This window comes from Burkholderia pseudomultivorans (genome assembly GCF_001718415.1).
In the GTDB taxonomy this organism is placed as follows: domain Bacteria; phylum Pseudomonadota; class Gammaproteobacteria; order Burkholderiales; family Burkholderiaceae; genus Burkholderia; species Burkholderia pseudomultivorans_A.
This window is the reverse complement of sequence record NZ_CP013378.1, coordinates 1,758,038-1,773,443: the sequence shown is the minus strand read 5'-3', so window position 1 is coordinate 1,773,443 and position 15,406 is coordinate 1,758,038. Positions and strand designations below refer to the sequence as shown.

Sequence of the window (15,406 nt, the reverse complement as noted above, 5' to 3'; positions counted from 1 at the left end):
GGAACCCGCGCTCGCCGCAGGTTCCGCCCCCGTTTGCTCATGCGCGCCGCGCGCCGGCGTTACTGCTGCTGGCTCGCGCTGCGCGCCTGCATGTAGCGCTGCACGTCGGAGAACGACACGCGGCCGCTGCCGCTCGCATCGATCTGCCGGAAGTGATTCGCGACATAGCCGAGGCCGGCCGCGCGCGCCTGCGCTTCGGTGATCGAACCGGTGTTCTGCGTATCGGCCGCGCCGAACTGCCGCGCGAGCTTGCGCACCACCTGCGCGTGCAGCGCGGCGCCGGTCGTCTGCGTGCCGGCGGTCGGCCGGCGCGCGGCGGGCGGCACGTACGGATCGCCGAGCTGCGCCTGGCGTGCACGCTGCGGCGCGGCGGCGTCGCTCGCCTGGGCGAACGCGGATGCGGAAAAGGCGGCGGCCGCGCCTGCGAGCGCGACGGCAGCGACGATGAAACGTTGGTTCATGTCAGGCTCCAGTCTGGAATGAGGTCGTCGACGGCCGGCCCGCGGCTTTCGGACGCATCTCGCCCGAAGGTTGCCGCCGCGGCCGGCGCAGCGCTGCATCAGTGCGCGGCCGTGTTGTAGAAGGTCGCGAGATCCGCCTTCTCCTGCGGCCGCGACGTATCGTCGAGATAGACCATGTGTCCGCCCTGATAGTCCTTGATCGTCAGGTTCGGCTGCGAGCCGAGCCGCGCGAGGTCGAGCTCGGTCTGGTAGAACGGCGTCGCGATGTCGTGATAGCCGTTCAGCGACAGCACCTTCAGCGACGGATTCAGCGTCAGCGCCGCGGCGAGATCGGGGATCGTGTCGGGCATCGAGAGGCCGTCGTGGCTCCAGTCCCAGGTGTTGATCGCGTTGCTGCTGACCGAGTAGGCCGACTGCGCGCTGTACTTCAGCTGGTTCGGCAGATAGCTGCCGATCGTGTCGGTGAACGGCTTCGTGATGTAGGTGCTCGACGGGTCGCCATCGGCGGCGAGCGGACTCGACAGCGGCACGTTCACGCGCGCGTCGTAGCGGCCGATCAGCGTGCCCGGGATCAGCGACAGCTGGAAGCTGTTGTCGAAGAAGGTCGGAACCACGTTGAAGTCCGCGTTCCACAGCGACGCCTTCACGCCGGTCGCGTTCGTCATCGTCGTCACGAGGCTCGGCGACGGCGGCGTATGGCTCGCCAGATACGCGTTCACTGCCGGCACGTAGCTGCCGGCGGTCAGCAGGCGCATCTGGTCCGCATACGGCGGCAGGCTCGGCGGATTCGGATTGTCGAGCTGGTAGTACGCGCCGACGGTGCCGTACGACGGCACGAAGCCCGCGCAGCTGACCGGGCTCGAACCGTTGTTCGAGTTGCCGATATAGTCGCTCGCCATGTCGCAGTTCACGTTGTAGTCGAGGATCGACGACTGCAGCACGATGCCCGCGAGCTTCACGCCGGCCGTCTCGAGCAGGTTCGCGAGCACGTCGGTGCGCGGCGTGCCGTACGATTCGCCGAACAGGTATTTCGGCGAGTCGTTGCGCTGGTTCACGCCGAGGTAGCGAACCACGAAATCGCGGAACGCGCCGGCATCCTGGTCGACGCCCCAGAACGTCTGGTTGGTGTTCGGCGCGATCGCTTCGGAATAGCCGGTGCCGATCGCGTCGACGAACACGAGATCGGTCGTGTCGAGCAGGCTTTCCGCGTTGTCGACGAACGGAAAGGTCGAGGTGCCCGCGTTCGGATCGCCAGTCTGGATCCGCTTCGGGCCGAACGAGCCGAGATGCAGCCACACCGATGCGGAGCCGGGGCCGCCGTTGTACAGGAACGTGACCGGGCGCTTCGCCGCGGGCTGGTTGTCGGCCGTATAGGCGACGTAGAAGAACGACGCCTCGGGCGCGCCCGTCTGCGGATTGCGCGCGACGAGGTGGCCGGCCGTGGCCGTGTAGCGGATCGTCTGGCCGTTCAGCGTGATCTGGTGGTGCGTGACGGCGGCCTTCTCGACCGCGGCGGCGGGATCGAGCGATGCGCTCCCGCTCGACGAATAACTGTTCGGATCGTTGTACGGCTTGTCCGCCTGTGCGGCGGGATCGGCTGAGTCGTTGGCGCTCGTCGCGGACGACGTCACGTCGTCGTTGCAGGCCGTCAGGATCAGCGAAGAAAACACCACGCTCAACAACAGCTTCGCTTTGCGCTTCGGCATCGTTGCTTTCCTTGTTCTTGGATGTTGTCGTGTCGAGCGGCTCGATAAGCCGCCCCCCGCCTCGATGTCACGGCCGATAGGCCGAGGCAGGGCCAATATACGGGAGCGCGTCAGCTTTGAAAAATTTTGAAATATTTGCGCGGACGTGGGTGCGGCGCACACCTTACAGAAGTACTTCGAATGCCGAAACGTGTAATTTCAAACAGCTTTCGGCACGTGCCGGCGTTTATCTGCAGGCACTAAAAATCCTGTGATTTCAGCCGGTTTCGGTCAACAAAATCGAATGCTCGCCGGTATTGCTCGGCAATGCGAAATAGACGATTTCGTCTAAAGAATGTGGCCCCATATGCGCGCGACACGAATGCGCTGCGGCGCAGCAACGGCGCACGGACGGAGAAACGGGCAATGCGGCGGCGCGGGCGCGCCGCCCGCTCATGCGCTCATTCGGATTGAGGCAGCGCGGCCGCGCCCATCCGGCGCGCGATGACGGCCGCGCGCTGCGCCTGATAGGCCGAACCGCGATGCGCGTCGAACCAGCGCGGCTTGGGCAGCATCACCGCGAGACGTGCGGACTGCCATGCGCCGAGCCGGCTCGCGGGAATCTTGTAGTAATAGCGCGCGGCAGCCTCGGCGCCGTACACGCCGCGCCCCCATTCGACGGAGTTCAGGTAGATCTCGAAGATCCGTTCCTTGTCGAGCAGCGCTTCGAGCATCCACGTGATGATCAGTTCCTGCCCCTTGCGGATGTAGCTCTTCTCGCGCGACAGGAACAGGTTGCGCGCGAGCTGCTGCGTGATCGTCGAACCGCCCGCGACGATCCGGCCGCGCGCCTTGTTCTTCTCCCACGCCTGCAGGATCGCGTCGACGTCGTAGCCGTTGTTGGTCGCGAAGGTCGAATCTTCCGACGCGATCAACGCGCGCTTCAGGTTGCGCGAGATCTGGTCGTACGGCACCCATTGATGCTGGATCCGCGCGGGCGGATTGTCGCGCGACAGCCACCATGCGTCGGTGCGCATGAACGCGGTCGAGCCCGGGTTCACGACCGACCACAGTGCGATCTGCACGACGTAGAACAGCTGCGTCGCGAGCCACGCGCCCGCGAACACCGAGCCCGCATAGACGACCCAGCGCGTCAGGCTGACCCTGCGCGTGCGTTCCGCACCGCCGACCGCCACCACTGCCGCGCTCCGCTCAGCCCGCCGCGAGCGCCTGGCGCAGCGCCGCGAGCACGGGCGCGCCGTCGGGACGCACGCCGCGCCACAGCAGGAACGATTCGGCCGCCTGCTCGACCAGCATCCCGAGCCCGTCGGCGGTGCGTGCGCCGAGCGAGGCCGCGTGCTGCATGAACACGGTCGGCTGCGCGCCGTACATCATGTCGTACGCGAGCGTGCCCGCGCCGAACGCGGCCGGGTCGCACTCCGGCAGCGCCGCGTCGAGGCTGCCGGCCGTCGCGTTGACGATCACGTCGTACGGCGCCGCGCGCACTTCGCCCGGGCCGCCGCCCGCGAGCGTGCAGCCCGCATCGTGCGCGGCCTGCATGAACTGGCTGACCAGCGCCTCGGCCTTGCCTGCGGTGCGGTTCACGATCGTGATCGACAGCGGCGCACGATCGAGCATCGGCAGCACCACGCCGCGCGCGGCGCCGCCTGCGCCGAGCAGCAGGATGCGCGCACCCGCGAGCGACACGCCGAGGTTCGATTCGATGTCGCGCACGAGACCGACGCCGTCGGTGTTGTCGCCGTAAATGCGGCCGTCGGCGTCGATGCGCAGCGTATTCACCGCGCCCGCGGCCGCCGCGCGCGGCGACAGCGTATCGGCAAGCGCGTGCGCCTCCAGCTTGAACGGCACGGTCACGTTCGCGCCGCGGCCGCCTTCGGCGACGAATGCGCGCACGGCCGCCTCGAACCCGTCGAGCGGCGCGAGCCGGTGCGTGTACTCGATCGACTCGCCCGTCTGCGCGGCGAACTGCGCATGAATGAACGGCGACTTGCTGTGCGCCACCGGATTGCCGAACACCACGTAGCGGTCGGCGCCGCTCGTCGACGCGACCGTGCTCATGATGCGCGCTCCTGCGGGTTGCCGTTCGCGGCGTCGCCGCCCTCGCCGGCCGACGCATCGTCCGATTCGGCCAGCGCTTCGGCCTCGGCCTGCGCCGACTCGTCCGGCGCGTCGATCAGCGTGTCGTCGCCGCCTTCGGCTTCCTCTTCGTCGTCGGCCGCGTCGCCGCTCGTCACGGTCGGCGCATCGAGCACGTTCAGCAGCCGCACCGACGCCTCGATCGTCAGCTCGTCGAGCGACATCACGTCGAGCAGCACGCGCGTGCCGCGCGCATGCACGCCGAGCCCCGGCACGTGCAGCAGCAGCGGAATTTCCTCGAGGCGCACGAGATCGCCCTTCACGACGCTCGCGACGACCTGCTTCTTCTGCTCCTGCGCGAGCCAGCGCAGGCACCAGAAGTATTCCATCCGGCGCTGATAGTCGGCGTAGGCGGAATACGTGTCGTCGAAGCCCTGCACGACCGCGTACAGGTCCGCATCCTTCGGCTTGAACGGCGCGGCCAGCTTCGCGGTGACGCCGTGCTGCACGCACGCGAGCAGCTGCCACTGGTTCACGAGGTCGACGTAGCGGCGCAGCGGCGACGTGCTCCACGCATACTGCGGCACGCCGAGGCCTTCGTGCGGCGCGGCCGTCGTCTGCATCCGCGTGCGCTTCGGGCCCGGCGTGCCGAAACCGCGCTGCGAACGATAGATGCCCGGCACCGTGTGATCGTGCAGGAACGCGCCCCAGGTCGAGTTCGCGAGGATCGCGAGCTCCGACACGATCAGGTCGAGCGGCGAGCCGCGACGGCGCGGCGTGATCGTCACGTGCTCGCCTTCGACGTAGAAGTTGTAGTCGGTGTTGCGCTGCACCTCGCGCTTGAGCCCGTAGCCCGCCCGCGCCTGCTGGCGCTTCTCGAACAGCGCCTGCGCGAGCGGCCACAGCACCGCGATGTCGTCCTTGTGCGGATAGTCGCCGGTGCCGGCCGCGAGCGTCTCCTCGGTGACGAGCTCGTCGAGCGTGTTGTGGCGCAGGTTGTTCTTCACGTAGACGAGCTCGGCGCGCGTCTCGTTCGCGACGATCTCCTGCGTGTCGCGGTTGACGATGATGTACAGCGACAGCGCCGGGCGATAGTCGCCCTCCTTCAGCGTGAACACGTCGACGACGTCGTCCGGCAGCATCGTGATCTTGTCGCCCGGCATGTAGACGGTCGACAGGCGCGCGCGCGCGATCGCGTCGACCGCGTCGCCGCGCACGATGCCGAGCGCCGGCGCCGCGATGTGCACGCCGACGCGCACGCGACCGTCGGACAGGTGCTCGACCGAGAACGCATCGTCGATTTCGGTGGTCGTGATGTCGTCGATCGAGAACGCCTCGACGTCCGCGCGCGGCAGGTCGTCCGGCAGCGGGCCGACGGTGACGGGCGGAAAGCCGGTGCCGTGCGGGAAGAATTCGGCGAGAAAGCGCGCCTCGTGCAGCGCGCGCGGCGACTCGATGCCGCCGCAGTCGAGCATCAGCCGCGCCGGCGACACGCCGCGCGCGCCGGCCGCCGCTTCCATCGCCTTGTATTCGATCGCGTTCTTGTCCGGGCGCGTCAGCAGCCCGAGCACCTTGCCCGCGAACGCCTCCGGCAGCTTGCCGGCCTTCAGTTCTTCCTCGTACTGCGCCTGCACCAGCGCCTGCTGGCGCTTGCGCTCGAGCGACGCGAGCGCCATCTTCAGCTGTTCCTCCGGCGCGCGCTGGTACTGGCCGCGCCCCTTGCGGCGGAAGTAGACGGGCGAGCCGTGCAGCCGCAGCACGAGCGCCGCGCGCTCGACCGGGCCGTAGGTCGCGCCGAAATACTCTTCGGCCAGCGCCGTGTACGCGAATTCGTCGGCCGGCGCGCATTCCCACAGGAAATCCAGATCGATCTGCTGCGCGGCCGCATCGGCCTCCTGCATCAGCTCGCTCGCGGCCGGCTTCTCGAATTCGATCAGCACGTCCTTCGCGCGCACCTTCGCGCGCCGCCCGCCGGGCAACTCGACCTGAAACGCGTCGCCCTGGCGCGACAGCACGCTGCCCGCCTTGAAACTGCCCGATTCCTCGAAGAAAACGTTCACTCAGTACTCTCGTTCAGACTGCCGGACGCCGCTTCGGCGGCGCCGCATGATGATGGGAATTCGATCGGCCCGTGGCCGGATCATGTCGTCTTTTCGTCGCAGAATGCGAGAACGTCGTCGACATAGTCGGCAAATTCGCTGATGCCGTGATCGCTGCCTTCGATCACGCGCGTTTTCGCGCCGGGGTAATGGGCGAGCATCTCGCGATAGTCGAGCACTTCGTCGCCGGTCGCCGCGAACAGATAGTAGCGTTCGGCGCGCGTGATCGCCGGCACGCGCAGCGCGTCGAGCTCGTGCAGGTGACGGCGCTCGACGACGATCGAGCCGCCGCCGTGGTACAGCGGCTGTTCGCCGAGATACTGCTCGAGATCGCGCTGCGGGACGATCGCCGGATTCAGCAGCACGGCCTTCCAGCCGTGCTTTTCCGCGAGCCAGGTCGCGTAGTAGCCGCCGAGCGAGCTGCCGATCACCGTCACGTCCTGCGCGCCGGCGACCTGCGCCTCGGCGAGCGCGACCGCTTCGAGCGGCGACACCGACAGCGACGGGCAGCGCCATTCGTCCGCGCGGCCGAGCGCGGTCATGCGCGCGGCGAGCAGTTGCGACTTCTGCGACGCCGGCGACGACCGGAAACCGTGCAGATAGAGAATCACGCGCGGCTCCCGAGCGCGTCGAGCAGCTTCTGGTGCACGCCGCCGAAGCCGCCGTTGCTCATCACGAGCACCTGGTCGCCGGGGCGCGCGGCTTCGACGACGGCCTTCACCAGCAGGTGCAGATCGCCGAACGCCTGCGCCTTGTCGCCGAGCGGCGCGAGCGCCTCGCCGAGATTCCAGCCGAGCGCGTCGCGTCCGGACGGCGCGCCGTAGCCGAACACGAGATCGGCATCGGCGAGGCTCGCCGGCAGCTGCGACTTCATCACGCCGAGCTTCATCGTGTTCGAACGCGGCTCGAGCACGGCGAGAATCCGGGTGTTTTGACGGCCGATGCGCGCACGAAGGCCGGCGATCGTGGTTTCGATTGCGGTCGGATGGTGCGCGAAGTCGTCGTAGACGGTCACGCCGTTCACGCTGCCGCGCACTTCCATGCGCCGCTTCACGTTGCGGAACGACGCGAGCGACGCGGCGGCCTGCGCGGGCGGCACGCCGACGTGGCGCGCGGCCGCGATCGCCGCCAGCGCGTTCATCCGGTTGTGCTCGCCCTGCACCTGCCACGCCACTTCGCCGACGCGCTGCCCCAGCGAATACACCGCGAAGCATTCGTCGACCGGCACGCCGTCCTCGGCGGGCAGCGCCTGCCAGCCGCCGTCGACGCCGAAGCGCTCGACCTCGCTCCAGCAGCCGCGCGCCAGCACGCGATCGAGCGCGTCGGCGCGGCCGTTCGTGACGATCCGGCCGATGCCCGGGACGGTGCGCACCAGATGGTGGAATTGCGTCTCGATCGCGGCGAGATCGGGGAAGATGTCGGCGTGATCGAATTCGAGGTTGTTCAGCACCGCGGTGCGCGGCCGGTAGTGGACGAACTTCGAGCGCTTGTCGAAGAACGCGGTGTCGTATTCGTCGGCCTCGATCACGAAGAAGCTGGAATCGGTGAGCCGCGCCGAGACGCCGAAATTCAGCGGCACGCCGCCGATCAGGAAGCCCGGGTTCAGGCCGGCGTCCTCCAGCAGCCATGCGAGCATCGACGAGGTGGTCGTCTTGCCGTGCGTGCCGGCGACCGCCAGCACCCACTTGCCGGCCAGCACGTGCTCGCCGAGCCATTGCGGGCCCGACACGTACGGCAGCCCGCCATCGAGGATCGCTTCCATCAGCGGGTTGCCGCGCGTGACGACGTTGCCGATCACGAACAGGTCGGGTTTCAGGTCGAGCTGTTCGGCGCCGTAGCCCTCGATCAGCGTGATGCCCTGCGCCTCGAGCTGCGTGCTCATCGGCGGATAGACGCCCGCGTCGCACCCCGTCACCGTGTGGCCCGCCTCGCGCGCGAGTACGGCGAGACCGCCCATGAAGGTGCCGCAGATGCCTAGAATGTGGATGTGCATAGATGAATGCTTTCGCGCCGCCGGGCGCCGTCGATTCGGAAAGGATGGTCTGCGCCGCGCCTGACGGGCCGCGCGGCCGGCACCGGCCCACGACGCTCGCCGCGACACAAAGAATGCCATTGTAACTGACGGCCTGCCGTGCCCGGCGGCCCGAACGCTGTGCGCGAGCGCCGCCGGTGCGGCGGGCGACGCACGGCCGCACCGCGTTCGGGCGCTGCGGCGATCGAGTATGATTGCCGGATCATGTCTCGCAAACCCCTTGTCGATCCGCGGCGCGTCCGCGAGGAAATCGCCCAGTCCGCCGCGCGCCTGATCGCGGAGGACGGGCTGGACTACGCCGCCGCCAAGCGCAAGGCGGCGCGCCAGCTGCTCGGCGATTCGCGCGTTGCCGGCGAATGGCTGCCGGATAACGACCTGATCGAGGAAGAACTGCGCGAATACCTGGCGCTGTTCCAGAGCGACACGCAGCCGGACGAGCTGCGCGACCTGCGCGAAATCGCGCTCGACTGGATGCGCCGGCTCGCCGAGTTCAATCCGTATGTGACGGGCGCCGTGCTGAACGGCACCGCGAACGTGCATTCGGACATCCATTTGCAGACCTTCACCGACAACCCGAAGGACGTCGCGATCTACCTGCTGAACCAGAACGTCCAGTACGACGTGTCGGAGACGCGGCACTTCGCGGGCCGCGGCGACGTCGAGACGCTGAGCTTCCTGTGGCGCCCGCGCCGCGACATGGATGCGATCGGCATCCATGTCGCGCTCTATGCGAGCGACGATCTGCGCGGCGCGGTCAAGGCCGATGCGCGCGGCCGCGTCGCCCGCGCGGACGCCGCCGCGTTGCGCGCGCTCGTCGATGCGGCCAACGCCCCTTCCGAACCGGAATGATTCAACGATGATGATGAAACGCATGTTGGCGCTCGCGGTGGTCGCGGCCGCCGCCGTCGCCGGCGGGATCTCCGCCGGCCACTGGTTCCGCGGCAGCGACGACGGCGTCGCCGTCGCGGCGGCCGCCGCGCAGGGCAGCCCGGTCGACCGGCTGTGGGCCGCGTCGCTGACCGACCTCGACGGCAAGCCGGCCACGCTGGCCGCTTTCAAGGGCCAGAAGGTCGTGGTCAATTTCTGGGCGTCGTGGTGCGGCCCGTGCGTCGAGGAGATGCCGGAACTGGTCGCGCTGTCGCACCAGTACAAACAGAAAGGGATCCGTTTCGTCGGGATCGGCGTCGATTCCGAGCAGAACGTGAAGAACTTTCTGCAGAAGGTGAAGGTCGACTATCCGGTCTTCGTCAGCGGTTATGCGGGCGCCGATCTGGCCCGCAATTTCGGGAATACGGCTGGCGCACTGCCTTTTACCGTCGTGATCGACGAAACTGGCAGGATTCGCGAGACAAAATTGGGACAAATCCAGCCGGCCGACCTGAAAAAGACCCTCGACGCCTTGTGACTTGTCTGAACCACGCTATGCACGTTGACGGCGATTTGTAGATCGATCGCCCCAATTTCGCGTGAATTCGCCGATACTTTGGATCCATGCCGGTAATTCTTGCAGGTCCGGTTCGTGCGCGCGTTCGGCAAAACTAGACAAATTTCTCTAATTAGCGCTAAAGTGCGCGCAATTCCGCAGAATTAGAAGCGACCATGACACGATTGCTGGTGCTGCACGGCCCCAACCTGAACCTTCTCGGCACCCGGGAACCGGAGGTGTACGGCCGCGTCACGCTGGCGCAGATCGATCAGGCGCTTGCCGCTCGGGCGCAGGAAGCCGGCGTCGAACTGTCGTCGTTCCAGAGCAACCACGAAGGCGCGCTCGTCGACCGCATCCAGGCCGCGCGGGAGGAACAGACCGATTTCATCCTGATCAATCCCGCCGCGTATACGCATACCAGCGTCGCGATCCGGGATGCGCTCGCGGGCGTCGGCATCCCGTTCGTCGAGGTTCATCTGTCGAACGTGCATCGCCGCGAAGCGTTCAGGCACCACTCCTACTTTTCCGACCAGGCCGAAGGCGTGATCTGCGGGCTCGGCTGGAAAGGTTATCTGTACGCGCTCGAATACGCGCTGGACAAGCTGCAAGGCGCGCCGCGCGGCTGATTCCGCGAGTCTAGATTCAGCGCCGGTCCCAACCGGCGCTTTCACGTATTGAAAGGGGAATTCCCGATGGATCTTCGTAAGCTGAAAACTCTGATCGACCTCGTCTCCGAATCCGGCATCTCCGAGCTGGAAGTGACGGAAGGCGAAGGCAAGGTGCGCATCGTCAAGAACGCACCGCCGGTCTACGTGCAGCCGACGGGCGGGTATGCCCCGCAGGTCAGCGTCGCGCAGGCGGCGCCGCAGCCGGCCGAAAGCGCAGCCGCGCCGGCCGCAGGCGCAGCCGCCCCGGCGGCCGCCCCCGCACCGCAGGGCCACGTCGTGACGTCGCCGATGGTCGGCACGTTCTATCGCGCGCCGTCGCCGGGCGCGGACCCGTTCGTCCAGGTCGGCGACACGGTCAAGGAAGGCCAGACCCTCTGCATCATCGAAGCGATGAAGCTGCTCAACGAGATCGAGTCGGACAAGGCCGGCGTGATCAAGGAAATCCTCGCCGAGAACGGCCAGGCCGTCGAATACGGCCAGCCGCTTTTCGTGATCGGCTAAGCCCGCCGCGCGGCCACGCCGGCCGCGCGCCGCCGATGCTCTCCAGGCGCCGTTCGCGCGCCCCTCGAAGAGACGAATATTCGCTATGTTTGAAAAAATCCTCATTGCCAACCGCGGTGAAATCGCGCTGCGCATCCAGCGCGCGTGCCGCGAGCTCGGCGTCAAGACGGTGGTCGTCTACTCGGAAGCCGACAAGGAAGCCAAGTACGTGCGCCTCGCGGACGAAGCCGTCTGTATCGGCCCGGCCCCGTCGAACCTGAGCTACCTGAACATGCCGGCGCTGATCAGCGCCGCGGAAGTCACCGATGCCGAGGCGATCCACCCCGGCTACGGCTTCCTGTCGGAGAACGCCGATTTCGCCGAACGCGTCGAGCAATCGGGCTTCACGTTCATCGGCCCGCGTCCGGAAACGATCCGCCTGATGGGCGACAAGGTCACCGCGAAGCAGACGATGATCAAGACCGGCGTGCCGTGCGTGCCGGGTTCGGAAGGCGCGTTGCCGGACGATCCGAAGGAGATCGTGAAGATTGCGCGCGCGATCGGCTATCCGGTCATCATCAAGGCCGCCGGCGGCGGCGGCGGCCGCGGGATGCGCGTCGTGCACACCGAGGCCGCGCTCGTGAACGCGGTCAACATGACCCGCGAGGAAGCCGGCCGTGCGTTCGGCAACCCGCAGGTGTACATGGAGAAGTTCCTCGAGAACCCGCGCCACATCGAGATCCAGGTGCTGTCCGACGCGCACCGGAACGCGATCTGGCTCGGCGAGCGCGACTGCTCGATGCAGCGCCGCCACCAGAAGGTGATCGAGGAAGCGCCGGCGCCCGGCATTCCGCGCCGCCTGATCGACCGCATCGGCGACCGCTGCGCGGACGCGTGCAAGAAGATGGGCTACCTCGGCGCGGGCACGTTCGAATTCCTGTACGAAAACGGCGAGTTCTACTTCATCGAGATGAACACGCGCGTGCAGGTCGAGCACCCGGTGTCGGAACTGATCACCGGCGTCGACATCGTGCAGGAACAGATCCGCATCGCGGCCGGCGAAAAGCTCACGCTGCGCCAGCGCGACATCCAGTTCCGCGGCCACGCGATCGAGTGCCGGATCAACGCGGAAGATCCGTTCAAGTTCACGCCGTCGCCGGGCCGGATCACGTCGTGGCATACGCCGGGCGGCCCCGGCGTGCGCGTCGACTCGCATGCCTACAATGGTTATTTCGTGCCGCCGAACTATGATTCGATGATCGGCAAGCTGATCACCTACGGCGCGACCCGCGACCAGGCGATCCGCCGGATGCGCATCGCGCTGTCGGAAATGGTCGTCGAAGGCATCCAGACCAACATCCCGCTGCACCGCGAGCTGATGATCGACTCGAAGTTCGTCGAAGGCGGCACCAGCATCCACTACCTCGAAAACCGGCTCGCGCAGAAGCAGGCCGTCGCACCGGAAGAAGCGTAAGCATGAGCTATCGCGAACTCGTCGTCGAACTGGCCCGTGAGCACGCGGAGGAACTCTCCGACGCGCTGCTCGAACTCGGCGCGCTGTCGGTCTCGGTCGAGGACGCCGATGCCGACACGCCCGACGAGCAGCCGCTCTTCGGCGAGCCGGGCCTCGTGCCCGAGCGCACCGCGTGGCAGCACTCGCGCGTGGTCGCGCTGCTGTCGCCCGATCACGAGCCGGCCGTGCTGCTCGCAGCCGCCGCGAACGAGATCGGCGTGGCCGAACTGCCGAAGTTCACCGTGCGCGAAGTCGAGGAGCAGGACTGGGTGCGGCTCACGCAATCGCAGTTCGACCCGATTCCGGTCGGCGAGCGGATCTGGGTCGTGCCGTCGTGGCACGATGCGCCCGATCCCGACGCGCTGATCCTCGAACTCGATCCGGGCCTCGCATTCGGCACCGGCAGCCATCCGACCACGCGCCTCTGCATGGAATGGCTCGAGCAGTCGGTGCAGCCCGGCCAGTCGGTGCTCGACTACGGCTGCGGCTCGGGGATTCTCGCGATCCTCGCGAAGAAATGCGGGGCGAACCCCGTGGTCGGCATCGACATCGATCCGCAGGCCGTCGAATCGGCGCGGCAGAACAGCGAGCGCAACCGCGCGGACGTCACGTACGGGCTGCCCGACGCGTGCCCGGCCGGCGAATTCGACATCGTCGTCGCGAACATCCTGTCGAACCCGCTGAAGCTGATGGCGTCGATGCTCGCGTCGAAGGTGAAACCGGGCGGGCGCATCGCGCTGTCGGGCGTGCTTGCGCGCCAGGCGGACGAAGTCGCGGCCGTCTATGCGCGCTACGTCGACATCTCGGTCTGGCGCGAACACGAAGGCTGGGTATGCCTCGCCGGAACCCGGCGCGAAAGCCATTAGAATAGCGCTGTCCTTCACTCTGGCCAGCAGGCCGCCCGGCTCGACATGTTTCTTGCGACGCGCTGCCCTCATTGCGACACCGTCTTCCGGCTGCAGCAGGAACAGCTCGCGCTGCATCGGGGGCTCGTGCGCTGCGGGCATTGCGGTCAGGTGTTCGACGCGTCGCAGTCGCTCGTTCCGGAACATGCGCAGCCGGCCGAACCGGCGCTGAGCGCCACTCGAGCGGAAACCGAAACCGCATCGTCGGCCGAAGCCGCCGTCGCCGCGCCCCGCGCCGGCGACGCGGCACAAGCGGCCGCGCCCGCGCGACTGTTCGCCGACACTTCCGCCCCCCTCTCCGCCGAGGCGCCGTCGCGCGCCGACTACAAGCCGGAAGGCTGGGACATGTGGGCGCCGTGGCTCGACGGCGGCGTCGATCCGTCGCTGCAACACAGCATGCAGACGGTCCGCACCGAGCCGCTGGTGCCGCTGGCGCTTCCGGCGATCGAAGCCGGCGTCGTCCACCTGAGCGGCACGCCCGCGCCGATGGCGCCGGCTGATACGGTTACGGACACGCATCCGGCCGATGCCGCCGCTCCGCTCGCCGACGCGCCTACGCCGCCGCACGAAGCCGATGCGCCGCCGCCGCAACCCACGCCGCCCGTCGAGACCGATCCGCGCGAACCCCGCTTCATTGCGCCAGTACCGTCCGACGCCGGCGTCGAGGCGACCGAACCGCTCGCCCATGCGCGCTTCACGGCGCCGCACGACGATCGCGCCGCCCCGCGCGAACCGCGCTTTGCACCCGACGCGGCACCATTCTCCGCGCCTGCCGCCCCGGAACCCGCGATGCGCGATGCGCAACCGGCCGACACCGGCGCGGCGGCCGCACCGTTCGCAGCCGCGCTGCCCGACGACGATCGCGCGCCCTTCCCCGTCACGCGGGAAACGCGCGCGCCGCAGCGTCGCAGCGTGCTCGGCGGCTTTTTCGGCGGGCTCGTCGCCGCGGCGCTGGCCGTGCTGCTGGTCGCGCAGCTCGCGTGGTGGCAGCGCGAGGCGCTGATGGTCCACTGGCCGGTCACGCTGAGCTGGTTCCGGCAGGCCTGCGCGCCGCTCGGCTGCAAGGTCGCGCCGCCGCGCGCGATCGACGGCCTGCGGCTCGACGCGACCGACCTGCGCCAGATCGACGGCCCGCGCGTGCTCGAACTGAAGGCGCCGCTGACGAACCGCTACCGCGTCCCGCTCGCCTATCCGTCGCTCGAACTGACCCTGCTCGACGACGCCAATCGCGTGACCGCGCGCCGCGTGCTCGCGCCGCGCGAGTATGTCCGCCCGGGCACGCCGATCGACGCAGGGCTCGCGCCCGGCACGACGCAGACGATGATCGTTCGCGTCGACACGAACGGCACGCCCGCATCGAATTTCCGCGTCCAGATCTTCTATCCGTGACGCATCGCGGCGCGCGCACGCGCGCCCGTCTCAACCCGCGCGCCGCTGCGGCGCGCTACTTCGGAGCACGAACATGAGCAAAGTTACGCTGGGTGGCAACCCGATCGATCTCGCCGGCACGTTCCCGGCCGTCGGCTCGCAAGCCCCCGACTTCAAGCTGGTCGGCAAGGATCTCGCCGATCTGTCGCTCGCCAGCTTCGCCGGCAAGCGCAAGGTGCTGAACATCGTGCCGAGCCTCGACACGCCGACCTGCGCGACGTCGACCCGCAAGTTCAACGAAGCCGCGTCGTCGCTCGACAACACGGTCGTGATCGTCGTGTCGGCCGACCTGCCGTTCGCGGCGTCGCGCTTCTGCACGACCGAAGGCCTCGAAAACGTCGTGACGGCGTCGACCTTCCGCACCGGCCGCGCATTCGCGAACGCATACGGCGTCGACGTGACGAGCGGCCCGCTGAACGGCCTGACCGCACGCGCGGTCGTCGTGCTCGACGCGCAGGACAAGGTGCTCCACGCGCAGCTCGTCGGCGAGATCAAGGACGAGCCGAACTACGACGCAGCGCTGGCCGCGCTGAAGTAATCCGCCGCCGCCCGGCCCTGCCCGCGCGCTGCCCGACGGGCCAGCCGCGCGCCGGCCGGGCGGCAGCCTCCCTT

The 15,406-nt window shown here is 68.2% G+C and carries 15 protein-coding genes; 8 read left to right on the top strand and 7 right to left on the bottom strand.

The window, feature by feature from the left end; genetic code table 11:
- Positions 1–59: 59 nt before the first annotated feature.
- From WS57_RS20560 to mpl, 7 genes are all read right to left on the bottom strand, one after another.
- On the bottom strand, positions 60–461 hold the full coding sequence (locus tag WS57_RS20560) for an EF-hand domain-containing protein (protein WP_059516707.1): 402 nt from the start codon (positions 459–461) through the stop codon (positions 60–62).
- Between the two features lie 98 nt (positions 462–559).
- The gene (locus WS57_RS20555; protein WP_059516705.1) at positions 560–2,167 is read right to left on the bottom strand and encodes a S10 family peptidase; all 1,608 of its coding nucleotides are present in this window, start codon (positions 2,165–2,167) and stop codon (positions 560–562) included.
- A 440-nt stretch (positions 2,168–2,607) separates the two neighbouring features.
- A complete protein-coding gene (gene mtgA / locus WS57_RS20550; protein WP_040126615.1) occupies positions 2,608–3,345 on the bottom strand; it encodes a monofunctional biosynthetic peptidoglycan transglycosylase in 738 nt (245 codons plus the stop codon).
- A gap of 13 nt (positions 3,346–3,358) precedes the next feature.
- The gene (aroE, locus tag WS57_RS20545) at positions 3,359–4,225 is read right to left on the bottom strand and encodes a shikimate dehydrogenase (RefSeq protein ID WP_059516702.1); all 867 of its coding nucleotides are present in this window, start codon (positions 4,223–4,225) and stop codon (positions 3,359–3,361) included.
- Positions 4,222–6,303 (bottom strand): ribonuclease catalytic domain-containing protein, encoded by a 2,082-nt coding sequence (locus WS57_RS20540; RefSeq protein ID WP_040126613.1) that lies wholly within the window; start codon positions 6,301–6,303, stop codon positions 4,222–4,224. The genes aroE and WS57_RS20540 overlap by 4 nt, the downstream gene beginning before the upstream one ends.
- A gap of 80 nt (positions 6,304–6,383) precedes the next feature.
- Positions 6,384–6,953: a YqiA/YcfP family alpha/beta fold hydrolase gene (locus tag WS57_RS20535; RefSeq protein ID WP_069244772.1), complete on the bottom strand. Its 570-nt coding sequence runs from the start codon at positions 6,951–6,953 to the stop codon at positions 6,384–6,386.
- Positions 6,950–8,455, bottom strand: a complete 1,506-nt coding sequence (gene mpl, locus WS57_RS20530) for a UDP-N-acetylmuramate:L-alanyl-gamma-D-glutamyl-meso-diaminopimelate ligase (RefSeq protein WP_230949627.1) — start codon at positions 8,453–8,455, stop codon at positions 6,950–6,952. The genes WS57_RS20535 and mpl overlap by 4 nt, the downstream gene beginning before the upstream one ends.
- A 123-nt stretch (positions 8,456–8,578) precedes the next feature.
- On the opposite strand from mpl, the gene WS57_RS20525 reads away from it, so the two are divergent.
- The 8 genes from WS57_RS20525 (at position 8,579) to tpx (ending at position 15,332) form a co-directional block, all read left to right on the top strand.
- A complete protein-coding gene (locus WS57_RS20525) occupies positions 8,579–9,223 on the top strand; it encodes a hypothetical protein (RefSeq protein WP_040126610.1) in 645 nt (214 codons plus the stop codon).
- A 7-nt stretch (positions 9,224–9,230) separates the two neighbouring features.
- Positions 9,231–9,779 carry a TlpA family protein disulfide reductase gene (locus tag WS57_RS20520; RefSeq protein WP_069244771.1) on the top strand — a complete coding sequence of 183 codons (549 nt, stop codon included), beginning with the start codon at positions 9,231–9,233 and terminating at the stop codon, positions 9,777–9,779.
- A 194-nt stretch (positions 9,780–9,973) separates the two neighbouring features.
- Complete coding sequence (gene aroQ / locus WS57_RS20515) at positions 9,974–10,426, top strand: type II 3-dehydroquinate dehydratase (protein WP_040126608.1); 453 nt, start codon at positions 9,974–9,976, stop codon at positions 10,424–10,426.
- 66 nt (positions 10,427–10,492) lie between these two features.
- Positions 10,493–10,969: an acetyl-CoA carboxylase biotin carboxyl carrier protein gene (gene accB / locus WS57_RS20510; protein WP_009695504.1), complete on the top strand. Its 477-nt coding sequence runs from the start codon at positions 10,493–10,495 to the stop codon at positions 10,967–10,969.
- A gap of 85 nt (positions 10,970–11,054) precedes the next feature.
- Positions 11,055–12,422, top strand: coding sequence for an acetyl-CoA carboxylase biotin carboxylase subunit (gene accC, locus WS57_RS20505; protein ID WP_040126607.1), 1,368 nt, complete (start codon positions 11,055–11,057; stop codon positions 12,420–12,422).
- Positions 12,423–12,424: 2 nt separating this feature from the next.
- On the top strand, positions 12,425–13,327 hold the full coding sequence (prmA, locus tag WS57_RS20500; protein ID WP_009695501.1) for a 50S ribosomal protein L11 methyltransferase: 903 nt from the start codon (positions 12,425–12,427) through the stop codon (positions 13,325–13,327).
- Positions 13,328–13,372: 45 nt separating this feature from the next.
- On the top strand, positions 13,373–14,755 hold the full coding sequence (locus WS57_RS20495) for a DUF3426 domain-containing protein (RefSeq protein WP_059516695.1): 1,383 nt from the start codon (positions 13,373–13,375) through the stop codon (positions 14,753–14,755).
- 73 nt (positions 14,756–14,828) lie between these two features.
- Positions 14,829–15,332, top strand: a complete 504-nt coding sequence (gene tpx / locus WS57_RS20490; protein ID WP_040126604.1) for a thiol peroxidase — start codon at positions 14,829–14,831, stop codon at positions 15,330–15,332.
- Positions 15,333–15,406: the final 74 nt, after the last annotated feature.

Excerpts from the sequence above, each read along its gene's own strand:
- WS57_RS20560 (WP_059516707.1), bottom strand. The coding sequence starts at position 461 with ATGAACCAACGTTTCATCGTCGCTGCCGTCGCGCTCGCAGGCGCGGCC.
- WS57_RS20555 (WP_059516705.1), bottom strand. The coding sequence starts at position 2,167 with ATGCCGAAGCGCAAAGCGAAGCTGTTGTTGAGCGTGGTGTTTTCTTCG.
- aroE (WP_059516702.1), bottom strand. The coding sequence starts at position 4,225 with ATGAGCACGGTCGCGTCGACGAGCGGCGCCGACCGCTACGTGGTGTTC.
- mpl (WP_230949627.1), bottom strand. The coding sequence starts at position 8,455 with ATGGCATTCTTTGTGTCGCGGCGAGCGTCGTGGGCCGGTGCCGGCCGC.
- WS57_RS20525 (WP_040126610.1), top strand. The coding sequence starts at position 8,579 with ATGTCTCGCAAACCCCTTGTCGATCCGCGGCGCGTCCGCGAGGAAATC.
- WS57_RS20520 (WP_069244771.1), top strand. The coding sequence starts at position 9,231 with ATGATGATGAAACGCATGTTGGCGCTCGCGGTGGTCGCGGCCGCCGCC.
- aroQ (WP_040126608.1), top strand. The coding sequence starts at position 9,974 with ATGACACGATTGCTGGTGCTGCACGGCCCCAACCTGAACCTTCTCGGC.
- accB (WP_009695504.1), top strand. The coding sequence starts at position 10,493 with ATGGATCTTCGTAAGCTGAAAACTCTGATCGACCTCGTCTCCGAATCC.
- accC (WP_040126607.1), top strand. The coding sequence starts at position 11,055 with ATGTTTGAAAAAATCCTCATTGCCAACCGCGGTGAAATCGCGCTGCGC.
- prmA (WP_009695501.1), top strand. The coding sequence starts at position 12,425 with ATGAGCTATCGCGAACTCGTCGTCGAACTGGCCCGTGAGCACGCGGAG.
- WS57_RS20495 (WP_059516695.1), top strand. The coding sequence starts at position 13,373 with ATGTTTCTTGCGACGCGCTGCCCTCATTGCGACACCGTCTTCCGGCTG.
- tpx (WP_040126604.1), top strand. The coding sequence starts at position 14,829 with ATGAGCAAAGTTACGCTGGGTGGCAACCCGATCGATCTCGCCGGCACG.